This window comes from Paenarthrobacter sp. PH39-S1 (assembly GCF_030063245.1).
Lineage (GTDB): Bacteria > Actinomycetota > Actinomycetes > Actinomycetales > Micrococcaceae > Arthrobacter_M.
This window is the reverse complement of record NZ_JASISR010000010.1, coordinates 1-24,286: the sequence shown is the minus strand read 5'-3', so window position 1 is coordinate 24,286 and position 24,286 is coordinate 1. Positions and strand designations below refer to the sequence as shown.

The 24,286-nt window shown below is 66.5% G+C and carries 18 protein-coding genes and 4 pseudogenes; 3 read left to right on the top strand and 19 right to left on the bottom strand.

Annotation, left to right across the window (positions count from 1 at the left end):
• Positions 1-163: 163 nt before the first annotated feature.
• Both QMG52_RS08250 and QMG52_RS08245 read right to left on the bottom strand, forming a co-directional pair.
• On the bottom strand, positions 164-2,272 hold the full coding sequence (locus QMG52_RS08250) for a phospho-sugar mutase (RefSeq protein ID WP_283559940.1): 2,109 nt from the start codon (positions 2,270-2,272) through the stop codon (positions 164-166).
• 169 nt (positions 2,273-2,441) lie between these two features.
• Positions 2,442-3,365 carry a purine-nucleoside phosphorylase gene (locus tag QMG52_RS08245; protein WP_283559939.1) on the bottom strand — a complete coding sequence of 308 codons (924 nt, stop codon included), beginning with the start codon at positions 3,363-3,365 and terminating at the stop codon, positions 2,442-2,444.
• 142 nt (positions 3,366-3,507) lie between these two features.
• On the opposite strand from QMG52_RS08245, the gene QMG52_RS08240 reads away from it, so the two are divergent.
• Entirely contained in the window at positions 3,508-4,863 is a 1,356-nt protein-coding gene (locus QMG52_RS08240) for an NAD(P)H-quinone dehydrogenase (protein ID WP_502920471.1), read from the top strand.
• 215 nt (positions 4,864-5,078) lie between these two features.
• On the opposite strand, the gene QMG52_RS08235 is transcribed toward QMG52_RS08240, so the two are convergent.
• From QMG52_RS08235 to QMG52_RS08220, 4 genes are all read right to left on the bottom strand, one after another.
• Complete coding sequence (locus QMG52_RS08235) at positions 5,079-5,594, bottom strand: YciE/YciF ferroxidase family protein (protein WP_283559937.1); 516 nt, start codon at positions 5,592-5,594, stop codon at positions 5,079-5,081.
• Entirely contained in the window at positions 5,587-5,793 is a 207-nt protein-coding gene (locus QMG52_RS08230) for a DUF2795 domain-containing protein (protein ID WP_283559936.1), read from the bottom strand. The genes QMG52_RS08235 and QMG52_RS08230 overlap by 8 nt, the downstream gene beginning before the upstream one ends.
• A gap of 259 nt (positions 5,794-6,052) precedes the next feature.
• A complete protein-coding gene (locus QMG52_RS08225; protein WP_283559935.1) occupies positions 6,053-6,733 on the bottom strand; it encodes a glycosyltransferase family A protein in 681 nt (226 codons plus the stop codon).
• Between the two features lie 6 nt (positions 6,734-6,739).
• Positions 6,740-6,943: a hypothetical protein gene (locus QMG52_RS08220; protein ID WP_283559934.1), complete on the bottom strand. Its 204-nt coding sequence runs from the start codon at positions 6,941-6,943 to the stop codon at positions 6,740-6,742.
• Between the two features lie 202 nt (positions 6,944-7,145).
• Here QMG52_RS08220 and QMG52_RS08215 point away from each other — a divergent pair, with 202 nt between their 5' ends.
• Positions 7,146-7,334, top strand: a complete 189-nt coding sequence (locus tag QMG52_RS08215; protein WP_283559933.1) for a hypothetical protein — start codon at positions 7,146-7,148, stop codon at positions 7,332-7,334.
• A gap of 27 nt (positions 7,335-7,361) precedes the next feature.
• Here QMG52_RS08215 and QMG52_RS08210 read toward each other — a convergent pair whose 3' ends face one another.
• From QMG52_RS08210 to QMG52_RS08190, 5 genes and pseudogenes are all read right to left on the bottom strand, one after another.
• Positions 7,362-8,552 carry a uroporphyrinogen-III synthase gene (locus tag QMG52_RS08210; RefSeq protein WP_502920470.1) on the bottom strand — a complete coding sequence of 397 codons (1,191 nt, stop codon included), beginning with the start codon at positions 8,550-8,552 and terminating at the stop codon, positions 7,362-7,364.
• A gap of 74 nt (positions 8,553-8,626) precedes the next feature.
• Positions 8,627-9,645, bottom strand: a pseudogene (cobA, locus tag QMG52_RS08205) (uroporphyrinogen-III C-methyltransferase).
• A gap of 1 nt (position 9,646) precedes the next feature.
• A pseudogene (gene nirB / locus QMG52_RS08200) lies at positions 9,647-11,473 on the bottom strand (nitrite reductase large subunit NirB); the annotation flags it as partial.
• Positions 11,464-12,931 (bottom strand): annotated as a pseudogene (locus QMG52_RS08195) (molybdopterin oxidoreductase family protein); the annotation flags it as partial. The pseudogenes nirB and QMG52_RS08195, both read right to left, overlap by 10 nt.
• A 68-nt stretch (positions 12,932-12,999) precedes the next feature.
• A complete protein-coding gene (locus QMG52_RS08190) occupies positions 13,000-14,385 on the bottom strand; it encodes an MFS transporter (RefSeq protein ID WP_283560014.1) in 1,386 nt (461 codons plus the stop codon).
• Positions 14,386-14,709: 324 nt separating this feature from the next.
• Here QMG52_RS08190 and QMG52_RS08185 point away from each other — a divergent pair.
• A pseudogene (locus QMG52_RS08185) lies at positions 14,710-14,919 on the top strand (MFS transporter); the annotation flags it as partial.
• A 93-nt stretch (positions 14,920-15,012) separates the two neighbouring features.
• Here the strand turns inward: QMG52_RS08185 and QMG52_RS08180 are convergent.
• The 8 genes from QMG52_RS08180 to QMG52_RS08145 form a co-directional block, all read right to left on the bottom strand.
• Positions 15,013-16,818, bottom strand: coding sequence for an acetyl/propionyl/methylcrotonyl-CoA carboxylase subunit alpha (locus tag QMG52_RS08180; RefSeq protein ID WP_283560013.1), 1,806 nt, complete (start codon positions 16,816-16,818; stop codon positions 15,013-15,015).
• Between the two features lie 247 nt (positions 16,819-17,065).
• Entirely contained in the window at positions 17,066-18,043 is a 978-nt protein-coding gene (locus QMG52_RS08175; protein WP_283559931.1) for a polyphosphate polymerase domain-containing protein, read from the bottom strand.
• Positions 18,040-18,666: a DUF4956 domain-containing protein gene (locus tag QMG52_RS08170; protein ID WP_283559930.1), complete on the bottom strand. Its 627-nt coding sequence runs from the start codon at positions 18,664-18,666 to the stop codon at positions 18,040-18,042. The genes QMG52_RS08175 and QMG52_RS08170 overlap by 4 nt, the downstream gene beginning before the upstream one ends.
• Positions 18,667-18,814: 148 nt before the next feature.
• Entirely contained in the window at positions 18,815-19,447 is a 633-nt protein-coding gene (locus tag QMG52_RS08165) for a Maf family protein (protein ID WP_283559929.1), read from the bottom strand.
• 203 nt (positions 19,448-19,650) lie between these two features.
• Positions 19,651-19,968: a hypothetical protein gene (locus QMG52_RS08160; protein WP_283559928.1), complete on the bottom strand. Its 318-nt coding sequence runs from the start codon at positions 19,966-19,968 to the stop codon at positions 19,651-19,653.
• An 8-nt stretch (positions 19,969-19,976) separates the two neighbouring features.
• On the bottom strand, positions 19,977-20,432 hold the full coding sequence (locus QMG52_RS08155; protein WP_283559927.1) for a VOC family protein: 456 nt from the start codon (positions 20,430-20,432) through the stop codon (positions 19,977-19,979).
• A 151-nt stretch (positions 20,433-20,583) separates the two neighbouring features.
• On the bottom strand, positions 20,584-23,247 hold the full coding sequence (locus tag QMG52_RS08150; protein ID WP_283559926.1) for an MMPL family transporter: 2,664 nt from the start codon (positions 23,245-23,247) through the stop codon (positions 20,584-20,586).
• Positions 23,248-23,313: 66 nt separating this feature from the next.
• On the bottom strand, positions 23,314-23,976 hold the full coding sequence (locus QMG52_RS08145) for a TetR/AcrR family transcriptional regulator (RefSeq protein ID WP_283559925.1): 663 nt from the start codon (positions 23,974-23,976) through the stop codon (positions 23,314-23,316).
• Positions 23,977-24,286 lie beyond the last annotated feature (310 nt).

The following is a 24,286-nucleotide window of genomic DNA, read 5'->3' as shown; positions in this document are numbered from 1 at the left end:
CCCAAGGGAACAGCACCCTGAGAGAATGTGGATAACCCCGTCCGGAATCCTTGCCGCACCCGAAGCGGACGTCCTGATGTGGACGCCGAGATTTATGACGCCCATCCCGCAAAATGACGCGGGGCGCGCACGTCATTTTGCGGGATGGGCGTCATTTTTGGAATCAGGGCGCCAAGATTCCGCGCAGGTCCGCGAGTGTGGAGTCCAGGGCCGAACGTGCCCGGCGCCGCGCTTCGGGGAGATCCGCTGCGGCGTCCACCGCGATGATGACCTCCAGATAACACTTGAGCTTGGGTTCGGTCCCGCTGGGCCGGATGATCACGCGTCTGCCGTCAGCCGTCAGGAAGAGCAGACCGTCCGTGGGCGGCAGCGCGTCGGAGCCCTGAGCCAGATCAATTAAATGTTCGACGGCGGATCCGCCCAGTTGTGCCGGCGGCTCCCGGCGGAGCGCCGTCATCATCGTTGCCAGCTGCGCCAGATCCGGAACCCGGAGGCTGAGCTGGTCGCCCGCATGCAGGCCGTGCTCCAGTGCAAGGTCATCGAGCGTGTCGAAGATTGTCCGGCCCCGTGCTTTCTCCTCCGCCGCAAGTTCCGCGATGAGGAGCGCCGCGGAGATGCCATCCTTGTCCCGGACCAGTTTCGGCGCGATGCAGTATCCCAGTGCTTCTTCATAACCGTAGACAAGGCCCGGTACCCGGGAGATCCATTTGAAACCCGTCAGCGTTTCTGTGTGGGCAAGACCATGGGCGGCGGAAATCCTGGCCAGCAGCCGGGAGGAAACGATGGAGTTGGCGAAGACGGGCGTGGCGAAGTCCGCGCCGACGTTCGAGTCGACGCCAGCGGTGACCGGCCAGCCCCCAGCCCCCGAGTCGTCGGCCCCCGAGCCGCCTGCCCGCGAGTCGCCAGCCCCCGAGCCGCCGGCCCGCGTTCCGCCGTCGTCGGCCTGATTTGAGACGGAATGCCCGGTGGAAAGCCGCGCCGCGATATGGGCCCCGAGCAGGGCTCCCACTTCGTCACCGCGCAGCATCCGCCAGGACCCGGTGGCGGGATCCAATGCGGCGACGGCGGCACGGTCCGCATCCGGATCGTTCGCCAGTACGATGTCCGCGCCGCTCTCCCGCGCCAGTTCCAAGGCCAGATCCAGTGCACCGGGCTCCTCCGGGTTCGGGAAGGCCACGGTGGGGAAATCCGGATCCGGCAACGCCTGGGCGGCCACCACGGATATATCCTCAAAGCCGGCACCGTTCAGGACCTCGACGGCGGTCATGCCCCCGACGCCGTGCATCGGGGTGTAGACAATCTTCAGATCCCGGGCGGGAAACGCCTTGGAATCGGCGAGGGAGCGCACCTCGCCCTGGTACCCGGTGGTGAAGCCGGCGTCCACAACGGTCCAGCCCGAGTCCGCGAGTTCGATGCTTGCCAACGGGCCGATTGCGGCAATTTCCGCGGCGATCAGCTCGTCGAAGGGTGCAACGATCTGCGCACCCTGACCGGCGTCCGTCACGGTGCGTCCGCCCAGGTACACCTTGTAGCCGTTGTCTTGGGCGTGATTGTGGCTGGCCGTGACCATGACGCCGCCGTCGCAGTCCAGCGCCCGGACTGCGTAAGCCAGCAAGGGTGTGGGCAGGGCGCACGGCAGCAGGAAGGTTTCAATGCCGGCCGCGGTGAAGATGGCGGCGCTTTCGGTCGCAAAAATATCGGAGTTGTGCCGTGCATCGAAGCCGACGACGGCGCGGGGGGTATAGGACGGCGTGCGGTCCGTCGTGGCGTGGATCGTTGTGGTTGCAGGGGTTACAGGGGTTGCAGTGGTGGGCGGGGTTGCAGGGGTTGCAGGGACTGTGCTTCTGGTCAGGGTGCTGTCGGTGGTGGTGCTGTCCTGGCCCTTGGAGGCAGCAGCCGGATCCGTGGATGCCCGTTTCAGCAGAAACGCAGCAAGCCCCGCCGCTGCACGGCGGACGACGACGCGGTTCATTCGGTTGGGTCCGGGCCCCATGGCGGCCCGCAGGCCGGCGGTGCCGAACTGCAGATTGCCGCTGAAGCTGTCGGCGAGTTCCTGCTGCGCGGCTTCCTGGCGGGCAGCTTCCGCGTCGGCGCCCCCTGCCTGGGCGCCCCCTGCGTCGGCACCCCCGGCATCGGTGCCCCCGGCGTCGGCGCCGCCGGCACAGACCATCAGTGCCCTCAGCTGCGCGGCGGTCACCGGATCCGGGTCCTGATCCGCCCACGCCCGGGCGGCGTGCAGCAGCGGCTGGAGTTCGGTGTCCGGAAGCGTCATGGATCCAACCTATCGTGGCCCGGGGAACGGCTCAGCCCGTAAGCGGGTATACGGCGGAAGCTGCGCGGACTAGGGTGTGAACCTTGCGCAGGAGGGCGTCCTGCGCGGGCTGGCACCGGGAGGTGCGCAGAACGGTCCGCCGGCGTACGGGGGCACGGCGGAAGCCGCGCTACAGCCGGGCGATGATGTCCGCCAGCAGCCGGGAGATCCGCGGCCCGGCGGCGTGGCCCGCTGCCAGCACTTCCTGATGGTCGAGGGGGACCGGGCTGATCCCGGCCGCGAGGTTGGTGACGAGCGAAATCCCGAAGACCTCCATCCCCGCGTGCCGGGCGGCGATCGCCTCCAGAGCGGTGGACATTCCCACCAGATCCGCCCCGATCCGCTTGGCGTACTGGACCTCTGCAGGGGTCTCGTAATGCGGACCGGTGAATTGCGCGTAGACACCTTCATCCAGCTTCGGGTCCACTTCGCGAGCCAGTGCACGCAGCCGGGCGGAATAGAGATCGGTGAGGTCCACGAAGGTGGCGCCTTCCAGCGGGGACGCGGCCGTGAGGTTGATGTGGTCGCTGATCAGCACGGGAGTGCCCGGGTCCCAGGCCTCGTTGAGACCGCCGCAGCCGTTGGTCAGCACCAGGGTGGCGGCCCCGGCGGCAGCGGCGGTCCGGACGCCGTGCACCACGGCACGCACGCCCTTGCCCTCGTAAAAGTGGGTGCGCGCACCCAGCACCAGGGCACGTTTGCCGGTCGGTGTCAGGATGGAGCGGACGGTCCCCACATGGCCTGCCACCGCAGTCGCGGAGAAGCCCGGGATGTCCGTCGCGTTGAGGGTGGCGGTGGTTTCGCCGATCAATCCGGCGGCCTCGCCCCAGCCGGAGCCGAGCACCAAAGCGATGTCGTGCGTGGCAACCCCGGTATGCTCCGAAATGTAGTCCGCCGCCGCCCGCGCCAGCTCGAAGGGATCCGTGCCGGTCGGGACCGCAGCGAACGGCTCTGCCGCAGCAGCGCCGGGAGCCGCCGTCGTCGGCCTTAATGCGTCAGCGTCGCGGGCATCGGCGGCGGGTTCAGGGGCAGCGGAGGATTCAAATGTGTGCATTAGAATAACCTACCGGCTTGGTGAGGATGGCCGCGATAGGCGAGAATGAACTACTGTGACCAGCCAACATAATCTTTTTTCCACCCAGTCCGCTCCGAGCATCGCGATTCTGGGCGGCGGCCCCGGCGGGTACGAGGCCGCGATCGTTGCCGCCTCCCTGGGCGCGCAGGTGACCATCGTGGAGCGGGCCGGCCTCGGCGGCTCCGCGGTGCTGACCGACGTCGTCCCATCCAAGACGCTGATCGCGACGGCGGACACGATGACCCGGATGACCGACGCGGCCGCGCTGGGCGTGCGCTTCGACGTCGATGACGAGGGCGATTACGTGCCCCTGATGCGCGCTGACCTCAAGGCGGTCAACGAGCGCGTGCTGCGCCTGGCCGGCGAACAATCCGCGGACATCCATGCTGGCCTGGAGCGGGTCGGGGTGCGGATTATTCCGGGCACCGGCAGGATACTGGACAACAATACGATCGAAGCGACAACCGGCGAGGGGGCTGACGCCAGCACCGAAACGATCACGGCGGACGCGATTCTGGTCTCCGTCGGGGCGCACCCGCGCGAGCTGCCCACGGCCAAGCCGGACGGCGAGCGGATCCTTAACTGGACTCAGCTGTACCACCTGCAGGAGGTACCGCCGGAGCTGATCGTGGTGGGATCCGGGGTGACAGGGGCGGAATTTGCTTCCGCCTACAATGGGCTGGGCTCCAAGGTCACACTGATTTCCAGCCGCGACCAGGTGCTGCCGGGGGAGGACTCGGATGCCGCGCAGGTGCTGGAAAATGTCTTCGAGCGCCGCGGGATGACCGTGCTCTCCCGCTCCAGAGCCGCCGCCGTCGACCGGACCGAGGACGGCGTCGTCGTGACCCTCGGCGACGGCCGGAGGGTGACCGGCAGCCACTGCCTGGTCTGCGTCGGCTCCATCCCCAATACCGCGGGAATCGGGCTCGAAGAGGCCGGCGTTGCGCTCACCGAGGGCGGCCATATTAAGGTCGACGGCGTCTCCCGGACGACGGCGTCCAACGTTTACGCGGCGGGCGACTGCACGGGAGTGTTCGCGCTGGCCTCGGTGGCGGCCATGCAGGGCCGGATTGCCGTGGCGCATCTGCTCGGTGACGGCGTACGGCCGCTGAAACTGCTGCAGGTGTCCTCCAATATCTTCACCTCGCCGGAAATTGCTTCAGTGGGGGTGTCCGAGGCGGATCTGGCCTCCGGTAAGTACCAGGGCGACGTGGTTAAGCTGTCGCTGCGCACCAACGCCCGCGCCAAGATGCGTAATTTCAAGGACGGGTTCGTCAAGATCATTGCGCGAAAGGGCTCCGGCACCGTGATTGGCGGTGTCGTGGTGGGTCCCGGCGCTTCCGAATTGATCTTCCCGATCGCGCTCGCCGTGACGCAGAAGCTGCACGTGGACGACGTGGCCAGCACGTTCACCGTCTACCCGTCGCTCAGCGGGTCGATTTCCGAGGCTGCGCGGCGCCTGCACGTCCATATGTAGCGCGTCACGGCGTTTGAGCACTAGACATACCGCTGTTTTCAGCCGGATGCCGTGGATATGGATGAGTGCCATGGGAATTCCCGTGGCACTCATCCATATCCACGGCACACAATCGACGGCCCCAGAACACTGCCGACTCCGCCCAGATGACACCGCAGACTCCCTGCGAGATACGGCCGTGAGCCTCGGGGCAGATGAGGCGGGTTCCCTTCCGGTCAGATCGTCTCGTCTTCCGGCGAATGCACCGGCCCCTGGGCCGCGACTTCGCGGGAGGCGGCACGAAGCTTTTCCGCCGCGGCTTTCTCCTGGCCGAGATTCTGCTCAAAGATAGAGACCAGCTCGGTCCTGCCTTCCGCCAGCGCTGCGGCAACCAGGGTCTCGTACACCGCGATCTCATAGTGTTCGGTCTCCAGCGCGCCGGCCAGGATTACCTGGTCCGCCAGTTGCGGAATGGTTTTCCGCAGGGTGGTCTTTCCCTCCTTGGCAAGTCCCGCAGTGGTTGGCGACGGGGAATCATCAATATCTTCGCCGAGGAGCTCAAAGGCGCGTTGCAGGTTGGCGAGTTGCTGGCGGGTTTCTGCGGTGTGTTCCTCCAGCAGTTCCTTGAGTTCCACCCGCTGCGCCCTGCTGGTCAGGTCCTCGAGCATCTGCAGCGAGTCCTGCTCCATGCTGAGAGCCGAGCCCAGCTTGAAAATGAACAATTCGTGGGCGGTGGTCAGTTTCTCAAACATCTTTTGAGCCTTCTGACACGGCCTGGCTGACCGCATTGGGGCCGATGAACTCCCGGTCCGGTATATTGCGCAGGGCTTCAAGGACGGGCTCGTCTGCACCGGAGTCCTCGGCCTTGCTGACCAGTTGGGCGCGGCTCGCCGGGTAGTCCATGCCGCCGAGGAACTTCTGGATCTGAATCGGATTGGGTGAATTGGACATGATATTTGCCTTTCAGAGGTGTTCGGCTGCATGGGTGCTGTCCCGGGTTGGGATGTTTGAAGAGGGCTTGCCTGGAGAAGATCCATCGGGAGGGAAGACCACGTCGAAGGCTTCCACCCGCCGTTCCGGGACAGTGGTCGGGGATTCCAGATGCACGGCACCGGATGGCAGCATCGCCGCGCCGCCGCATACATCCATGACTTTCCACTGCGCCGCAACGTCTTCGCCTGAATGGTCCAGGGGCAGTAGCGGCCAGAAGTCAAAGCCTCCAGGCCACCAGCGCCAGGCGGTCAAAGAGCACACAGCCACCCACCCACGCGATCCGGTAGGCAAGCCACTGATCCGGACCAAGCTTCAGGGAGGCGGCCATGTGGGCGGGGTTGGCAGCATTATGCAGGGGCCATCGCCGGAAGGACGGTTCCGCGCGGCGGATCCGCTCCGCTTGCACCCGACCCTCCCATGGTTCAAAAGCGGTCTGCTCATCGGGCCGGATGTCCGCCAAGTGGCTCAGGCCCTGAACCGCCACGCCGACGAAACCGCAACCCAGATCCTGCAGCGCCTCATTCCTACGGTTCATGGAGTCGGGTTCAAGCCAAACGTCGTTGTCCAGAAAGAGTACGCGGCGTGCCACGGCCAGAGCCAGCAGGTACTGGCGGTGTTCTGCCAGGCCGCGGCTCGGCAGGTGCCTGCTGGTTCGCACTGCGCGGCCCTGGGCTCGCAGGACGCGGATCATTGCGGCGACAGCGGGGTGCCCCCAGTCCACCGTCGCGTCGCTTTGGTCGTTGATGATCACAGAAAAGTCCGGCTCGTCCTGGGCAGCCAAGCCGGCTAAGACCACGGCCAACTCGGCGGGCCGGCCCCGGGTGGGGATCAAGACCTCAAGTTCCGGGTCCGGATTATCCTGCGGCAGTGCCCACTGCGCGGCGGTCCGTCTGGTCATACCGGCTCACGCTTCCTCTTCCTCCTCCGGATCTGCGGTCAGGCCAATGGCTTCCTGAACCTCGGCGCCGTCTGTGCTGTCCGGGAACGGCTCGGATTCCCGGCCCTCTTCGACATGGGCCGCCCGATGACCCTTCGTCATACTCTGGGCTTCCTGCTTCATCTCGTCGTCGAGCCTGGCGCCGTGTTTGCTGCTGCCTCGTTCGGCCATGGCAGATTCCTCCTCATCATGCTCAGCCGGGGTCCCGGAGTTTCGAACAAGCCCGGAGCTGAAACCCGTAGGCGAAAGCGGTCATTCAACGCTAACACTAAGTATGCTTGTTAAGGCGCTGCGGACCGGAAATTAACAGCGCTGATGAAGGCTCAACAGCAACTTCCGGCCGTGAAGAATCGTGATGCGCAAGGAGAATGTGATGAAACGGAATGAAGCGGGACAAGATGCGGACCGGGTGCACGGGCAGGCGCCCGCGGAAGGTGAGGAAGGGGACGACCAAGACACGGATGACCGCCGGCATTCACAGATTGCGGCGGAAGGGGAGGACGACGATGTTGACGGCGGCCCGACCACGACGACGTCCACGGGCGACGACGCCCGGCAGTAGTGACGGGAAGCGAAGACGCGGCACGGGTCAGACGCGGAGCCGGTAGCCGCGCTTGAGAACAGTTTCGATCATGGCGGCGTCCGGGAGAGCGGCCCGCAGCCGGCTGACCGTCATGTCCAACGCGTGCTCGGCACCACGCTGATCCAACAGTCTGACCAGAGTGTCACGCGGGAGCACCGAACCGCCGGCCTCCAGCAGGGCACGAATAAGGAGCAGCGGAGCGGGCGCCAGCTCCACCGGCATGCCGTTGACGCGCAGCGCACGCCCGCGCAATTCCAGCTGGCCGGCCTGGGTCTGCAGCGTCCGGACACCGGTCCGTTCCAAATGCTCGCAGACCAGACGGATCAGGGCACCCATCCGGAACCGCTCCGGAATCAGCGCAGTGATGCCGGCGTCCAGCAGGGGTTTGGCAGTGACGGGCCCAACGGCGGCGGCCACCACCGAGGTCTTGAAACTGTCGATGAGCGCATGGTACCTGCCCATCTCGTGCGCTGTGCTCCAGAGGGCGTCCACGGCCGGGGCGCTGGTGAAGGTGACAACATCCAATTCCTGCTGGCAGACCGCGTCGATGAGTTTGGGCAGCAGGTCCTCGCCTTCCGGCCGGACCCAGCGGTAGGGCGTAACCGTCAGCACGGTGGCCCCGGCAGCGCGCAGCCGGTCGAGCTGCTTCACATCGGTGTAGCCGTGCAGCTGCACGGCTATGGTCTTCCCGGCCAGTGGGGGCCCGACGTCTCTGACCCCCTCGGCGTACACCAGATCGACCAGGGTGGCCGTGGTTTCGTCGCTGCTGATGCCGACGTCATTAAGGCCGGCCGCGCGTACGGCTCCCCGGGCCTTGGGGCCGCGGACGAAGATCCGGCAATTCCCCAGGGTGCCGAGCAGCTCTTCCCCGATGCCCGAGGCGTCCGCGGCCTCGCACCAGCGCCGCATGCCGTAGGCGGTGGTCACGATCAGGATATCCGGCCGGGCGGCGATGATGGCCAGGGTGTCCTCGGCCAGCGGCAGGTCTTCCTCCACTGGTGCGATTTTCAGGGCCGGGGCGTACAAAACGTCGGCGCCGCGCCGCTCCAGCGCCTCGATCAGGTCCCGGGACCGCCGGTGCGAGGTCACGCCGACGCGGAATCCGGTCAACGCCAGTTCCGCGGCGCCCGCCGAGTGATCTACGTCGGGCGCTGCTGAAGCGGTCGGTCCAGGATCGGTCAGTGTTGGCCCCAGCATTGACCCTGCTGTTGACCCGACCGGGCTTGATTCGCCGGCTGCCGGATCGTCGTGTTTGGACAATTGCATCTCCCTCATGACCGCAGCATGGCGGCCGTTAAATCGGCGATTTCGCTCTGCACGCCGGCGGCCCGCCCCACGGCAACCACCTCACCGATCACCACCACGGCCGGGTTGCTGCACTTTGATGCTGCACTGACAATGTTACTCAAATCTGAGATGGTGGTGCGCTGGTGCGGGCTGAAACCGCGTTCGACGACGGCGACTGGCATGTCCCGGCGCAGGCCCGCCTGGAGCAGACCGTTCGTGAGCTGCGGCAGCGTGCCGATGCCCATCAGCACCACGATGGTCCCGCCCAGTCCCGCCAGGTGTTCCAGTTCGGGGTCGGTCAGCGGTGCGTGGCCGGAGACGACGGTGAACAGGTGGCTGACCGTGCGGTGCGTGACCGGGATACCGGCGGCGCCGGGGACGGAGATGGCGCTGCTGACACCGGGCACCACGGTGACGGGGATGCCGGCCTCCGCGCAGGCCGCGACTTCCTCTCCGCCGCGGCCGAAGACGTACGGATCGCCGCCCTTGAGCCGGACCACGCGGTTGCCCATCCGGGCGCTCGCGATCATCTGCGCCTGGATCTCGGTCTGGCTGACGGGGTGGTGGCCGGGCGTTTTGCCGACATCGATGAGCTGCGCGCCGGGGGCCAGCTGGGCCAGGTCGGCGACCGGTTCCAGCCGGTCGTAAAAGACCACGTCGGCCTCGCGCAGGGCGCCGCGGCCGCGCACCGTGAGCAGATCGGCCGGCCCGGGTCCACCACCCACCAAGGCGATGTGGCGGCCGGGACTGGCGGCCTGCTCACGGACCAGCAGGACGCTGTGCAGCCGGCAGGCTTGCACCAACGGAGCCCAGCCGGGATCGCCGTCGTCCACGGCCACGACGAGAAGCACCTCGTCCAAGACCGAGGTGCGGAAATTCGCCGGGCAGTCGACGGTGCGCACGTCCGCGGCAGCCGCTCGGTAGCGCCGCACGGCACGCCGCGCTGCGACGGCGGAACCGGTGATCAGCACGGATGTCCAGTGAGATCGGCGTCCAGGTCCATGTCAGGCTCCGTCCGGGGAGGTTGCGAAGCCGCCGGGGCGGATGCCGATGCTGGTGGCGATCAGCACGCTCTGCTTCTCTGCCGCCGTGGCGGCCCGGATCTGGCCGCGCTCGGGGACGAAGGCGATGGAGTCATCGGCGGTGGTGGGGGCATTGACGAAGGAGCGGAAGCGGCGCAGCCGATCCGGGTCCGCCAGTGTGGCGTCCCATTCATCCTCGTAGTTGCCCACATGCCGTTCCATCGCGGTTTCCAGGTCTGCGGCGATGCCCAGCGAATCGTTGATCACCACGTCGACCACATGGGCGAGGCCGCCGTCGAGCTCTTCCTGCCAGCGTGCCGTGCGCTGCAGCCGGTCCGCGACGCGGATGTAGTACATCAGGTAGCGGTCGATGTAACTGATCAAGGTGGCGTCATCGAGGTCCTTGGCGAGCAGCTGCGCATGCGCGGGCTGTGCGCCGCCGTTGCCGCCGACATAAAGGTTCCAGCCGTCCGCCGTGGCGATCACGCCGACGTCCTTGCCGCGCGCCTCCGCGCACTCGCGGGCACAACCGGAGACGCCCATCTTGAGTTTGTGCGGGCTGCGCAGCCCGCGGTAACGCAGCTCCAGGTTGATCGCCATGGACACCGCGTCCTGCACACCGAAGCGGCACCAGGTAGACCCGACGCAGGACTTCACCGTGCGCAGGGACTTGCCGTAGGCCTGGCCGGATTCGAAGCCGGCCTCCACCAGGATCTTCCAGATATCCGGCAGCTGCTCCAGCCGGGCACCGAAGAGATCGATCCGCTGGCCGCCGGTGATCTTGGTGTAGGGGCCGTAATCCTGTGCCACCTGGGCGATCACGCCGAGTTTCTCGGGCGTGATTTCACCGCCGGGGATGCGCGGGACCACCGAGTAGGTGCCGTCCTTTTGCATATTCGCCAGCGCCCGGTCATTGGTGTCCTGCAGCGCACCGCGGCCGTCGTCGAGCACGTAGGCGCTGTGCTGGCTGGCCAGGATGGAGGCCACCGTGGGCTTGCAGATGTCGCAGCCGGCGCTGCCGGCGGCCGGCTCGACCGTGCCGAAGCGGGCCAGGATCTGCTCGAAAGAGGTCAGCTCCAGGGCGCGCACGGCCTCGAACAGCCCCGCCCGGGACATGCCAAAGTGCTCGCAGAGCGCTTTGGAGACGGCGACGCCGGACTTGGTCAACTCGCTCTCCAGCAGCTTCTTCAACAGCGGTACACAGGAACCGCACTGGGTGCCGGCCCGGGTGCAGGCCTTCAAACCCGGCACGTCCTGGACCGGTCCGTTTCCCTCGCAGCAGCCGGTCCCGTGCACGGCGTCCCGGATGGTGCCGGCCGGGACGTTGTTGCACGAGCAAAGGATCGCATCGTAGGGCAACTCCGTTTCCGGGGCATCGCCGCCGGCGGCGAAAAGATACGCTCCGGGCTCGGCGGGAAGGGCGCGGCCCAGCAGCGGGCGCAGACTGGTGTACGGGGTGGCATCGCCGACGAAGATGCCGCCCAGCAGCGTCTTGGCATCATCGGTGGTGACGATCTTCTGGTAGATGCCGCGCGCGGGGTCGGCGTAGACGATTTCCAGGCTGCTTTCGGTGCGGCCAAAGGCGTCGCCGAAGCTGGCGACGTCGACGCCGGAAAGCTTGAGCTTGGTTGCGGTGTCGAAGCCTGGGAAAGTTGCGGCGCCGCCGTGCAGTCGGTCCGCGACGATCTCGGCCATCGTAGTGGCCGGGGCCACCAGGCCCAGGCACATGCCGCCGAAGTTCGCGACCTCCCCGATCGCCCAGACGTTGGACACCGTGGTGGCACAATCCTCTCCGATCACCACGCCGCCGGTGCAGCGAGCGCCTCGGTCAGCCGAGCCATGATCCACAATTCGGTGCGGACCCCCGGCGGCGGGGTCACTGCGGCGCGGCGGCGCAGCACGCGTCCCTCAAGATTGGTCATCGTCCCTTCCTCCTCCGCCCACTGCGTCACCGGTAGGATCAGATCCGCCTCGGCAGCCGTCTCGGAGACGAAGAAATCACAGAGGACCAGGAAATCCAGCCGGCGCAGCCCGGCGATGACGGCGGACGCGTCCGGGGCGGAGACTGCCACATTGGCGCCGTGCACGAACAGGCAGCGCACGCCGCCTGGCTGGCCCAAGTTCATGAGGAGTTCGACGGCGGGCAGGCCGGGCCCAGGGAATGAGGGACTCGTCGACGCCCCAGACCCCGGCGACGTGCTTCCGGGCGGCCGGATCGGTGATTTTGCGGTAGCCCGGGAGCTGGTCGGCCTTTTGGCCGTGCTCGCGGCCGCCCTGCCCGTTGCCTTGTCCGGTGAGTGTTCCGTAGCCGCTCCGGGCGCTGCCGGGCAGCCCCAGCAGCAGACTCAGATTGATGGCAGACGTGGCCGTGTCCGTTCCGTCCACATGCTGCTCCACGCCGCGCCCGGTCAGAATGTAGCAGCCGGCTCCGGCAGCCCCCGCCGCGAGCAGCCGTGCCGTTTTCCGCAGCGTGGCTGCGGGGACGCCAGTCACGGACTGCGCACGTTCGGGCCACCAGCCGGCGACGCTACGGGAAATTTCCTCGAAGCCGCTGGTGCGGGCATTGATGAAGGCGTGGTCCGCCAGGCCCTCATGGATGACGATGTGGGTCAGCCCCAGCAGCAGCGTGAGGTCCGTCGCGGGGACCGGCTGGAGGTGGATGCCTGCGCCGTCCGCGGTGAACGCCGCGGTGGCCGATCGGCGCGGATCCACCACGATCAGGCCCCCGGCGTCGCGGGCGCCCTGCAGGTGCACCATGAATGGGGGCATGGTGTCTGCCACATTGGAGCCGAGCAGCATGATGGTGGCGGCGGTGTCCAGATCCGCGACAGGGAACGGCAGCCCACGGTCCAGGCCGAAGGATCGGTTACCCGCGGCCGCGGCGGAGGACATGCAGAACCGGCCGTTGTAATCGATCCGGGAGGTTCCCAGGGCCAGGCGGGCGAATTTGCCGAGCTGGTACGCCTTTTCATTGGTCAGCCCGCCTCCGCCGAACACGCCCACCCCGTCGGGCCCGTGCAGCCGGCGCGTGCTGCGGACGGCATCCGCAATCCGGCCCAGCGCCTCGTCCCAGCTGACCGGCCGGTGCACGCCGTCCGCGCCGCGCAGCAGCGGTTCGGTGACCCGCCCCGGATGCTGCAGCAGTGTGGTTGAGGTCCAGCCCTTGCGGCACAGGCCGCCGCGATTGGTGGGGAACTCGCGTCCGGCAACGTTGGGGGGTGACTCCGCGGCTGTCGTTTCAACGGCCGCGCCCGGCGTCAGCGTCATGGCACACTGCAAAGCACAGTAGGGGCAGTGCGTGTCCGTACTGCGCAGCAGATCGCCTGTTCTCCCCATCAGGCACCGGCCAAACCGGCGCGCGAGGACCGCCGCAGATAGCAGAACCAGGTGACAACCATCAGCAGCAGGTAGCCGGCCACGAAACCATAGAATGCGGACTCGTAACCGCCCGAAGCGGTACGCGAAGCATTGAGCACCTGCGGGACCAGGAATCCGCCAGAGGCGCCGATGGCGGAAATGATGCCCAGCGCGGCGGAAGCCTTCCGCGCGGAACTTACCTCGGCGCCGTCGTCCGTCCCATGGCCCTGGCAACGGTCCCGGGAACGGAGGGCAAAGACCACGGGAATCATACGGTACGTTGATCCGTTCCCGGCCCCGGCAGCGGCGAAGAGCAGCAGGAACAGGCCCAGGAAGATGCCGAAACTGTGCAAGGGAAGGGTCCAGACCTGGACCAGCGTGATGACGGCCAAGGCGGCGAAGCAGACCATCGTGATGCGGGCGCCGCCCCAGCGGTCAGCCAGCCGGCCACCGTAGGGCCGGACCAGGGAGCCGACCAGGGCGCCCAGGAAGGCCAGCGAAATGGTCGCCGCACCCAGCGTGAACCCTGTGGAGGGACCGAACGTGTCGGCCAGCAGCCTGGGGAACACGCCGGAGAAGCCGATAAACGAGCCGAAGGTGCCGATGTACAGCAAGGCCAGTATCCACAGGTGCGGTTCCCGCAGGCACGCCAGCGAGCCGGCAATGTCGGAAGTGGCACTGGAGATATTGTTCATGAACTTCCATGCACCGAACGCCGCGAGCAGGATCAGCGGAATCCAGATCAGGCCGGCCAGCGGGAGGCTGCCGGCGGCGCCGGCGGCTGCGGCGCCGGCGGTGACCACCACCGGCACGGCCAGTTGGGCGACGGCGGCCCCCAGGTTCCCGCCGGCAGCGTTGAGCCCCAGCGCCCAGCCTTTTTCCCGGACAGGGAAGAAATACGTAATGTTGGCCATCGAACTGGCAAAGTTCCCGCCGCCAAGCCCCGCCAGGGCCGCGACGCCGAGCATCACGGCGAACGGTGTCCGCGGATCGGCAACGCACCATGCCAGTCCGGTGGCGGGCAGCAGCAGCAATAGAGCGGAAACGACCGTCCAGTTGCGGCCACCGAACCGGGCCACCATAAATGTGTAGGGGATCCGCAGGGTGGCGCCGACCAGGGACGGCATGGAGATCAGCCAGAACAGCTCGGAGGAGCTGAAGCGGAAGCCGGCGGCGGGCAGAAAGACGACGACGATCGACCACAGCTGCCAGATCACAAAGCCAAGGAACTCGCATCCGATGGACCAGTTCAGGTTCCGTCGGGCAATACCACGGCCGGGGCCGGCCCATTGGGCGGAGTCCTCGGGACTCCAATTGTCGATCCAGCGGCCGGGGCGTGAGACGAGGGCGGGAAAGGCAGCCATCGGGGCAGCCGCCGTAGGATGGTCAACGCGGTCAACAGTCACAAGGGCCTCCACTATCGGTGCTTTCCGGTACGCCTCCAAGTTACCGAGGGTGCGTTTCCGGCACGGACGCCGGGCGTAAACGGGCTGTGACATCCACCTGTCCGCCGTTGCGTTCCCCCGGTGAGGCACGCTCCGGCGCCACTGAAGAAGCCCGCATGCTGAGACGTTCGTCCACTGAACGGCCGGTCAGTCCTACGATTGTTCATCTGATCCTCACGCATCGTCGGGCCGCTTCGGGCGTGTCCGGCCTGCCTGAAAGCCGGTCCTATGAGTACCGCCAAGACGGCAAGTGGTCTTACCCTCGGGCCCATGGGTGCGCTGCTGCCGGAGTTGTTTCCAAACAATGTCCGCTGCACCGGCTCGGCCGTCAGCTACAACATGTCCAGTGTCCTGGGCGCAGCGATGGCGCCGTTCATTGCCGTTGCCCTTTGGCAAGCCGCGCACGGCAGCACGTTCCTGGCGGGCGTCTACCTCAGTGCGATGGCCGTGCTCCGCTGCGCGAAAATGACGGCGATCCCGCAAAATGACGAGGGCTTAGTAACGTCATTTTGCGGGATCGCCGTCATTTTGGGTCATTGTCCCGGGTCAGTCCTCGATGGTGGCCAGTACGGCGCCGGCGGAGACGGTATCTCCGGGGAGGGCGGCCAGCCCGGTGACGGTGCCGGCGCGGTGCGCGGTGAGCGGCTGTTCCATCTTCATCGCCTCCAGGACCACCATCAGATCTCCTTCGGAGACCACGTCACCGTCCGCAACGGCCACCTTGACGATGGTGCCCTGCATCGGTGAGGTCAGCGAATTTCCGTTGGCGGCCGGGGCGGCGGAGCTGCGGCGGGCGGACTTCTTCTTCGACTTGCCGTTGGCAGCCGATGACCCGGCACCCGAGGACCGGGAGCTGCCCACCAGGGATGCGGGGAGCACGACCTCAAGGCGCTTCCCGCCGACCTCGACGGTGACCCGCTGGCGGTTGCCGCCGTCGTCGTCCGTTCCCGTGCCGGCAGCTGACCTTGTGCCCGCGGAACCGCCAGGGATGAACGCGGGAATGGTGTTGTTGTATTCGGTTTCGATCCAGCGCGTGTGCACGGTGAACGGCGAACCGTCCGACGGCGCGAAGGCCGGGTCCGCGACGACGGCACGATGGAACGGGAGCACGGTGGGCATGCCCGTGATGTGCATCTCGGCCAGCGCGCGGCCGGCACGCTGCAGGGCCTGCTCCCGGCTGGCGCCGGTGATGATCAGCTTGGCCAGCAGCGAATCGAAGTTGCCGCCGATCACCTCGCCGGCCTCGATGCCCGAATCGACGCGCACGCCGGGGCCGGTGGGAAGCGTCATCGTCTCAACCCGGCCGGGCGCGGGCATGAAATTGCGGCCGGGATCCTCGCCGTTGATGCGGAATTCGAAGGCGTGGCCGCGGATTTCCGGATCCGGGTAGCCGAGGTCCTCGCCGCGGGCCAGCCGGAATTGCTCGCGGACCAGGTCAATACCGGACACCTCCTCGGATACCGGGTGCTCCACCTGCAGGCGCGTGTTGACCTCCAGGAACGAGATGGTGCCGTCGGTGCCGACCAGGAATTCGCACGTGCCGGCGCCCTGATACCGCGCTTCCTTGAGGATGGCCTTGGATGCCTCGTACAGACGAGCGTTCTGGTCCTTGCTCAGGAAGGGCGCGGGCGCCTCCTCGACCAGTTTTTGGTTGCGGCGCTGCAGTGAGCAGTCACGGGTGGAAATGACGACGACGTTGCCCGCGGCGTCCGCGAGGCACTGGGTTTCGACATGGCGGGGGGAGTCCAGGAACCGTTCCACGAAGCATTCGCCGCGCCCGAATGCCGCGATGGCCTCCCGGACGGCGGAGTCATAGGCCTCCGGGATTTCCCCGCGGTCCCGTATCACCTTGATGCCGCGGCCACCGCCCCCATAGGCGGCCTTGATGGCCAGCGGTAGGCCGAACTCGTCAGCAAAATCCAGCACTTCCTGGGCCGAACCGATGGGATCCTTCGTCCCCGGGACCAGCGGTGCGCCGACCTTTTCCGCAATGTGCCGCGCCTGCACCTTGTCCCCCAAAGCCGCGATGGCTTCCGGTGACGGGCCGATCCAGATGAGACCGGCGTCGATCACCTTGCGGGCAAAATTGGCGTTCTCGGCGAGGAAGCCGTAGCCGGGATGGATGGAGTCCGCCCCGGAGCGGGCCGCAGCGTCGAGAATCTTCTCGATGACCAGGTAGGACTCCGCGCCCGTGCTGCCGCCCAATGCGTAGGCCTCATCCGCGAGCCGTACATGCAGGGCCTCGCGATCCGGTTCTGCATACACGGCGACGGAGGCGATTCCTTCGTCACGGGCGGCGCGGACGATGCGGACGGCGATCTCGCCGCGGTTGGCGACCAATACTTTGGTCATGACCTTGGTAACTGGACCGATAGCGGTGGGGGGTGGTGAAATGCTCACACAGGACTCCTTCTATTCTCTTGGGAGCCTAGCGCGGTTTTGAGGTTTTCGCCCAAGCACCATGCCGTTTCTGCGCACGAGTGGCGTGTTGTTTGTAGGTATCCTACAAAGTGGCGGTCGCTCGGGCGTCAAGGCAGGGCATCATGGGGCCGGGCTGAACCTGCTTTGACCAAGGAGCAGAATTAACTACTTGCTGCCGTCAGTGACCCTGGTCCGCTTGCCCTGGCAGTTCCCGGCACCAGCCGAAGCTGTCCCGAAGCAGGCGGTTCCACCGGTTGGCAGGCAGATCTGGGTGCAGCAGGGCGATGCCCAGACAGTATTTACTCATGCTCACCGGCCGGATTCCCATGGCGGCCAGCGCCTGATCCGCCACACCGAAGCCATCCATCGTTTTGGTTTCCACCACCACCAGGTCGGGAGCCCGTACCGTCCGTTCCAGGTTGCCGAAAACCAGATCCACGTCGCAGGTCAGACGCTCCCGGGTCAGCGGGTTTACCAGGGTTCCCCGGGTGTAGTCGGTGCTCAGCGACGGTTCAAGGATGGGCAGCGTCAGCCCGTAGTCGGCCTCGAGTTGCGCGGCCAAAAATTCCTCCGCCGCTTCCGTCAGTCCGGAACTGTCCTGCATCCGATAGGGCATCCGGTGCTTGACGGTTTCGCCCCGGTGACCTTTGAATTTCACTTCGAACATGCACAGGCCGCTGTTCACATAGGTTCGGGTGCGCACCTTGAAGCGCCGGCGTCGTCCCTGCCGATGAGCCCGAAATTGCTCCAACTCCGGGGTGTCAAAATACACCGATTCGTATTCGAACACCCGTCGCGTGCCGATCTCCAGGGCCCGGAAGTCCTGACCGAGCGAGGCCGCCAGCCGGGCGAGCTCGTCGGGGGCGAGCAGGAACTTGCGGTCCACCCGGGTCTGCAGAGCCGCCTCGCTCATCACCTCGTTCAAAAGGATCGGGTCGCGCTCTGCCGTCACCGCGGCCAGAACAAGGAGCGACCTGGAACTGTCGGGCTGCACCGTCAGGTCGGGCTGTGCCGTCAGGTCGGGCAGCACCGTCAGGTCGGACAGCACCGTCAGGTCGGGCAGCACCGTCAGGTCGGACTGCGCCGTCGTGGCGGCCTGCCCGATTGGGTAGGCCTCCACCGCGGTGACGGTCGGGGAACCGAGATCGGCCGTCACTGCCGGATCCTGTCCGGCTCCAGAAGAAGTTGGGTGGACAGCGGACGCGGACCGGCGGCCAGATCGACGGCGCAGGACGGGGCTGACCTGAACCGGACGTCCACCACCGTGAGGTCACGGACGGTGTCCAGCTCGAGCACCACGGTGCGAAGGATTTTGGCGTTCAGCAGCCTCCCGAGGGCAGCGTGCAGCTGCTGTTCCACCGGATACGCCGCATCCAACGTCACTGTCTGGCGCCGGGTGTTGGCAGCGAACCGGGGATGATCGGCGAAGAACATGATCATCACCAGAGCGAACGATACCGACGGTGAGAACCAGAAGGGATCCGGATGCAGTCCGTTGATCAGCCCGATCGCGAGCGACATAAAGTAGTACGCGACCTCTTCCTGGGTGAGCGTGTCCGAGCGGAGCCGGATGATGGACAGGATACCGAACAGCCCCAAGCCCAATCCAAGTCCGGCATCGTTGCCGGAGAGCAGCATGGTCACCGCCATGATGCCCACATTCAAGGACACATACGCCAGGACCAGGTCGCGGCGGAAGTGCCGGCGGAAGTAGACAGCGAAAACCAAAACACTAATGGCTGCAATGTCGGCAGCGGCGGCAATCCATAGATTGAGCATCGTTTCTCCCCTAAATCACTCTGACAGTCTCAGTGCCGGGTGCGGAGCGGCAGAGCCAAAGATAGGAGGACTATAAACCACTCCGGGCCGATAGCCCATGCGTAGACTGTGACGACTCGTTCCGCGCCGCCCCTGCGGTGTGGCGGCGTTACCGCCAGAGTTCGGTGATGCCGACGCCGGCGCTGGCGAGCAGGCTTCGCAGCGTGGACACAGACAGCCCGACGACGGCGTGCGGGTCACCGTCGATGCGGGTGATAAAAGCGCCGCCCAGGCTGTCGATGGTGAAGGAGCCAGCCACCTGCAGTGGCTCTCCGGTGGCGATATAGGCGTCCATTTCCTTCTCCGTCATCGCCGCGAAGTGAACCTCAGCGGAGGCGACCGCCCCGATCGTGGCGCCCGAGCCTCCGCCGGCAGCGGTCTCCCTGTTGTCCACCAACCAGTGGCCGGTGTGCAGGACGCCCGAATTGCCGCTCATGAGCGTCAGCCGCTCGCGCGCAACGTGGGCCTCGTATGGCTTTCCGTACGCCTGACCGTCGAGTTCGAAGACCGAATCGCAGCCGAGCACCAGCGCGCCCGCGGCCTCCGGGAGCGCCGCGACGGCCTCCGCCTTGGCCCGGGCCAGGAGCAGGGCCGTGTCGTGCGGATCGGTGATGCCGTAGCGGGCCGTCACCGCGTCCTCATCGACATCCGAAATCAGCACCTCGTGGGAGATGCCGGCTTCACGGAGAAGCTTGGTGCGGGCGGGGGACGCGGAGGCCAGAATGAGGCGAAGTTCAGTCACGCGTTCAAGCGTAGCCGCAGGTCGGCACCGGCATGCTGCGCGGGGCCGCTGCTCAGGGTGTTGGCGGAGCGGCTGCTGCTCAGTAGGCTCAGTGACTCCGGGCTGCCCCCGATGTGGCACCAGCTCGGCGCGGACCGTGGTCACGGGCGTACCCTGCGGGTAAACCATGGCGGCCAGCTCGTCCGCGGGAAGACCGGCCGGGTTCAGGGCCAGGACCGTAAGGATTTCCGTGTGCCGTTCACTGAGCTTGACCGGGCGCCCGTTGAGGTTGAGCACACCTTGGTCCCGGCCGAGGATGTGGAGGCTGTCGCGGCCGGCGCACTGGTGCCGACGGCGGCCTCGGACCAGTCCGCCCCTTCGACGAAGTTGATCCGGGTCGCCTTGGCCCGTGAATCCTGGTCGCCTTGCACCCACAGCAGCCTGCCGTGCTGGTCACCGATGGCCGCCGGGAAGTTCTCGTGCGCGGCGAACGCACCGGGCTCAATGGCAGCCCATGTGAACGGGCGGCGCTGTGATTCCATCCGCGGCTTCAGGACTCTGCCGGCGGAGTCCGAGGTTCGCCCCGGTAGGTGCCAAAGGTCCAGTGGTTTCCCTCGGTGTCACTGGCCGAGAAATCCAGGCTGCCATAGTCCGTTTGCACCGGTTCCGTCACCGCCAGGCCGCCGTGGTCCAGCACCCGCCGATGCAGGGAAGGGATATCCGAGCACACCACATAGGCGGCAAAGGTGCCCGGTTCCAGGGTGAAGGGGCCCGCCGGCTTATAGCTGCCCAGCATGATGCCCCCGCCCTCGGGCCAGTCCAGCTGGGCGTGGGCCACGGCCTCCCCGTCCATATAGACGGCCGTTCGGAGGAAACCGAAGCAGTCCACGAGGTAATCGATCAGGGCGACGGCGTCGCGGGCCTGCAGGGCCGGCCAGACATTCGGGGCGGGGACGGCTGCAGGGGTGGTTGCGGACGGATTCGCGCCCGCCTGAGTTTCGGACATGTCCTCAGTATCCGCCGTCGTTGTCCGCCTGGCTAGGACTCGCCCATCCTCAGACACCTAATCCAGTGTGGAGATCTGCCCCTCCACGGAGGATTTTAGCGGCGGGTCTCCACACTCGCCCCAGCGGGCGGGTGAGTGTGGAGAGGACGGCTCAGGACGTGGTGTCCACCAACTCGCCGGGCGCCCTCTCGGCCGCCCCATCGGCGGCGTCGCCCGGGCGTGTCCCGGCGGTGCGGACCGTGGATTTCTCCAGCTTGGCGCCCTCAACATCCACGTCCGGCAGAATCCTGTCCAGCCAGCGCGGGATCCACCAGGCGCTCTTGTCCAGCAGGTGCATGGCCGCCGGGATGATGGTCATCCGGACCACGAAGGCATCCAGCAGCACACCGAAGGCCATCGCGAAGCCCAGCGGCCGGACCATGGTCAGGTGGCTGAAGATGAAACCGGCGAAGACGCTGGTCATGATGATGGCGGCGGCCACCACCACCCGGGCGGCGTGGCTGAAACCGGTCCGCACCGCCGCCTTGGCGCTCTGACCGTGGACGTACGCCTCACGCATGCCGGAGACAATGAACACCTGATAATCCATCGCCAGGCCGAAGAGCACGCCAATCAGAATGATGGGCAGGAAGCTGAGCACCGCCCCCGGGTTCGGAACGTCGAAGATGGCACTGAGCCAGCCCCACTGATACACCGCCACCACGCCTCCGAACGCCGCCGCGAGGGACAGCAGGAAGCCGGCGGTGGCCAGGATCGGCACCAGGATGGAGCGGAAGACCAGCAGCAGCAGCACCAGCGAGAGGCCGACGACGACGACCAGGTACAGCGGAAGGGCGTCACCGAGCTTGTTGGAGACGTCCACGTTGGCAGCCGTCTGTCCGGTCAGCCCGATGGTGACACCTGTATCTTTGCTGATCTGAGCGCCCTTGGCCCGCAGATCGGCGATGACCTGGACGGTGCTGGCGCTGGCCGGCCCCTCGGTGGGGACGACCTGGAACACCGCGGTCCGGCGGTTCTCGCTGAGGGCAGCCGGTACCGCCGCAACGACATTAGGGACCGAGCGCAGTTCGTCGGCCACCTTCAGCTCCAGTGCCTGGGCGTCGGTGGCATTCAGCCCTGCAGGCAGCGAGCCAACGACGATGATGGGCCCGTTAACGCCCTCGCCGAAGTTCTTCCCGGTCAGCTGGTAGGCCTGATAGGCGCTGGAATCCACGGGCTCCGAGCCGCCATCCGGCAGGGCCAGCCGCAGGCCGGCTGCCGGGAGGGCGACAATGCCGAGCGCGACGACGGCCGTGACGAGGGTGAGCACGGGGTGCCGGGTAACGAACCCGCCCCAGCCCTTGCCGCTCTTGGCCGTGTCCGCAGTGGCGTCGTCCGCCGCGACGTGTCTTCCATGCTGCGCCGTGGCTTTGGCCCAGGCACGTTTGGAGATCAGTTTGGTCCCGATCAGGCCCAGCAGTGCCGGGGTAAGGGTCAAGGCCACAATGACCGCAACGGCGACGGTGGCCGCGGCTGCGACGCCCATCACGCCCAGGAACGGCAGCCCGGAGACGGTCAGGGCGGAGAGTGCAATGACCACCGTCAGTCCGGCAAACAGCACGGCGTTACCCGAGGTGCCGGTGGCCTTGGCCACGGACTCCTCAAGAGCCATTCCAGTCAGCAGTTGTTGCCGGTGCCGGTTGACGATAAACAGCGAATAATCGATTCCGACGGCCAAGCCGAGCATCAGCGCGAGGATGGGCGAGATGGAGGACATCTCGACCACGCCGCTGAGGGCAAAGCCGCCGCCCACCCCGACGGCGACTCCGATAATGGCCATGATGAGCGGCAGCCCGGCGGCGACCATGGTGCCCAGCATGAGGATCAGCACGGCAGCGGCCACGGCGATACCAATGACCTCGGCGGTGCCGAAGATTTCCGAGACGTCCTGGGTGATTTCCTTGCTCGGATACACCTGTACGCCCGATGCCGCGGCCTGCCGCACGGCAGCCCGGAGTTGGGTGCGGACTTCGGGGGTTATGCCGTCGATCGAACCGGTGAACTGGATCTGGGCGATCGCGGCCTGTCCGTTGGCGGAGACAAAACGGATGGCCTGCGAGGCCGTGGCCTGCTGCTTGCTCAAATCGAGGGTGGCGCGCTGCCGCGAAACTTCGGCCACGCCGTCGTCGTACGCTTTTTTGTTCTGGTCGTAGCTGGCCTGCCCCGCTGCCAGCTGCTGCCGGCCCGCGTCGATCCGGGCCTGCGAGGCGGCCAGCTGGGCCTGCTGGGCGGCGGTGCTGGGGAGGCCCGATGCTGCTGCGGCCGCCTTCTGCTGGTCCACCAGCTGCTGGGTCGCGTCCAGCTTCTGCGCCGTGGCGGTCAGCTGGGCCGCGGCGGCGTCAAGCTGCGGTTTGCCGGCATCAAGCTTGGCCTGGGCATCGGTGAGCTTCGCTTCGCCGTCGGCAATCTGTCCGGCGGCGCCGTCGAGGGTGGCCTGCGTGCTGAAGGGATCCGTGACGCCGCGGATGTCCTGGACCGTCGCGGCCTTTTTCAGGGCGACGCTGATGGCGTCCTTCTGCGCCTGCGTGAAGGGAGTTCCGCCGGCACTGGCGAAGACAACGCTGCCGCTGCCGCCGGAGGACTGGGGCAGATCTGCCTTGAGCTTGTCGGCCACCTGTTGGGTTTCGGTGCCGGGGATCTTGAAGCTGTTGGACGTCTGGCCGTGGAAAAGCAGTGCGGAACCGCCCACCAGCACCACAATAAGCGCCCATGCGGATATCACCCACCAGTGGCGTCGGGCAGAGAATTTGCCGAGGCGGTAGAGCAGCATGGCCATGATGGTTCCGTTTCTTGATGGGTGGATGTTCAGCTGCGGTGGATGTTGCCTGCACTGAAGCAGAAGTCAGCTGTGGAAGCCGGTCCGCAGGTGGCCGATGGCGCTGACGAGAAGCTCCCGAAGCTGTGCGAGCGAGGCGGGGCTGATGTCCTCACCGTGACGTCGGAACCAAACCTCGACCGCCGCGCGACCGCAGGCAATCACCGACTGGACGAGGGCATGCAGGTAGAGCTCGCCATTGGCATCCAGGGGGGTGGAGCCTGGCGCGGCACCCGCCGCGTCGAGTCCGCCGAGGCGGCTCCCGATTGCGGTGATGATTTTGCTGCTGCAGTTATCCCAGGCCTCGAGTTGGAAGCGGGAGAGTTGCGCGTCGCCTTGGGTGAGCGCGAAGGTTTCGGCCAGAGTGGCCAGATCCTTGGGTTCGACGGCGGTCAGCGCATGTTGCGCGGATTCCAGCAATGCCTCGTCCCGCGGACGCAGGAGGAGCTGCTCGATGACGGTGTCCAGATATTTCTGCGTGAAGCTGGCGATGGCCGCTTCCGGGCTGGAGAAGTAATTGAAGAAAGTGCGGCGCGAAACACCTGCCGCATTGGCGACGTCATCGGCGGTGAAGCCGTTCATGCCTTTGGCCCGCAGCAGCTCCAGCGCGGCCGTCGCTATGGCCTCCCGGGTGGCGGCCTTGTTCAACTCGCGCCGGGACGGGATGGCGGCTTCCGCTACGATTGTCACGTCTCCACGATAAGGCAAAGGTGCACTCGGTGCAAGTTATGCAGTGAGTGCAAGGAGTGAGGGTTTCAGTACTTGGCGGGCGACGGCTCCCGGCTACGCCTCGGGCCTCGTGTCGTCGGAACGTGACGAGCGGTGATCATCTACATCGACACCTGCGCGAGATTTGCCGAGTTGAGAATGCTTCTAGTGTCTCGCGCCGTTAATTCGTTTTAATAGTCGTCCCAGTGATTCGAGGATCTCCTCGGCGGTCTTCGTCCAGATAAACGGTTTGGGATTCTCGTTCCACCCCTTGATCCAGTTGCGCAGATCT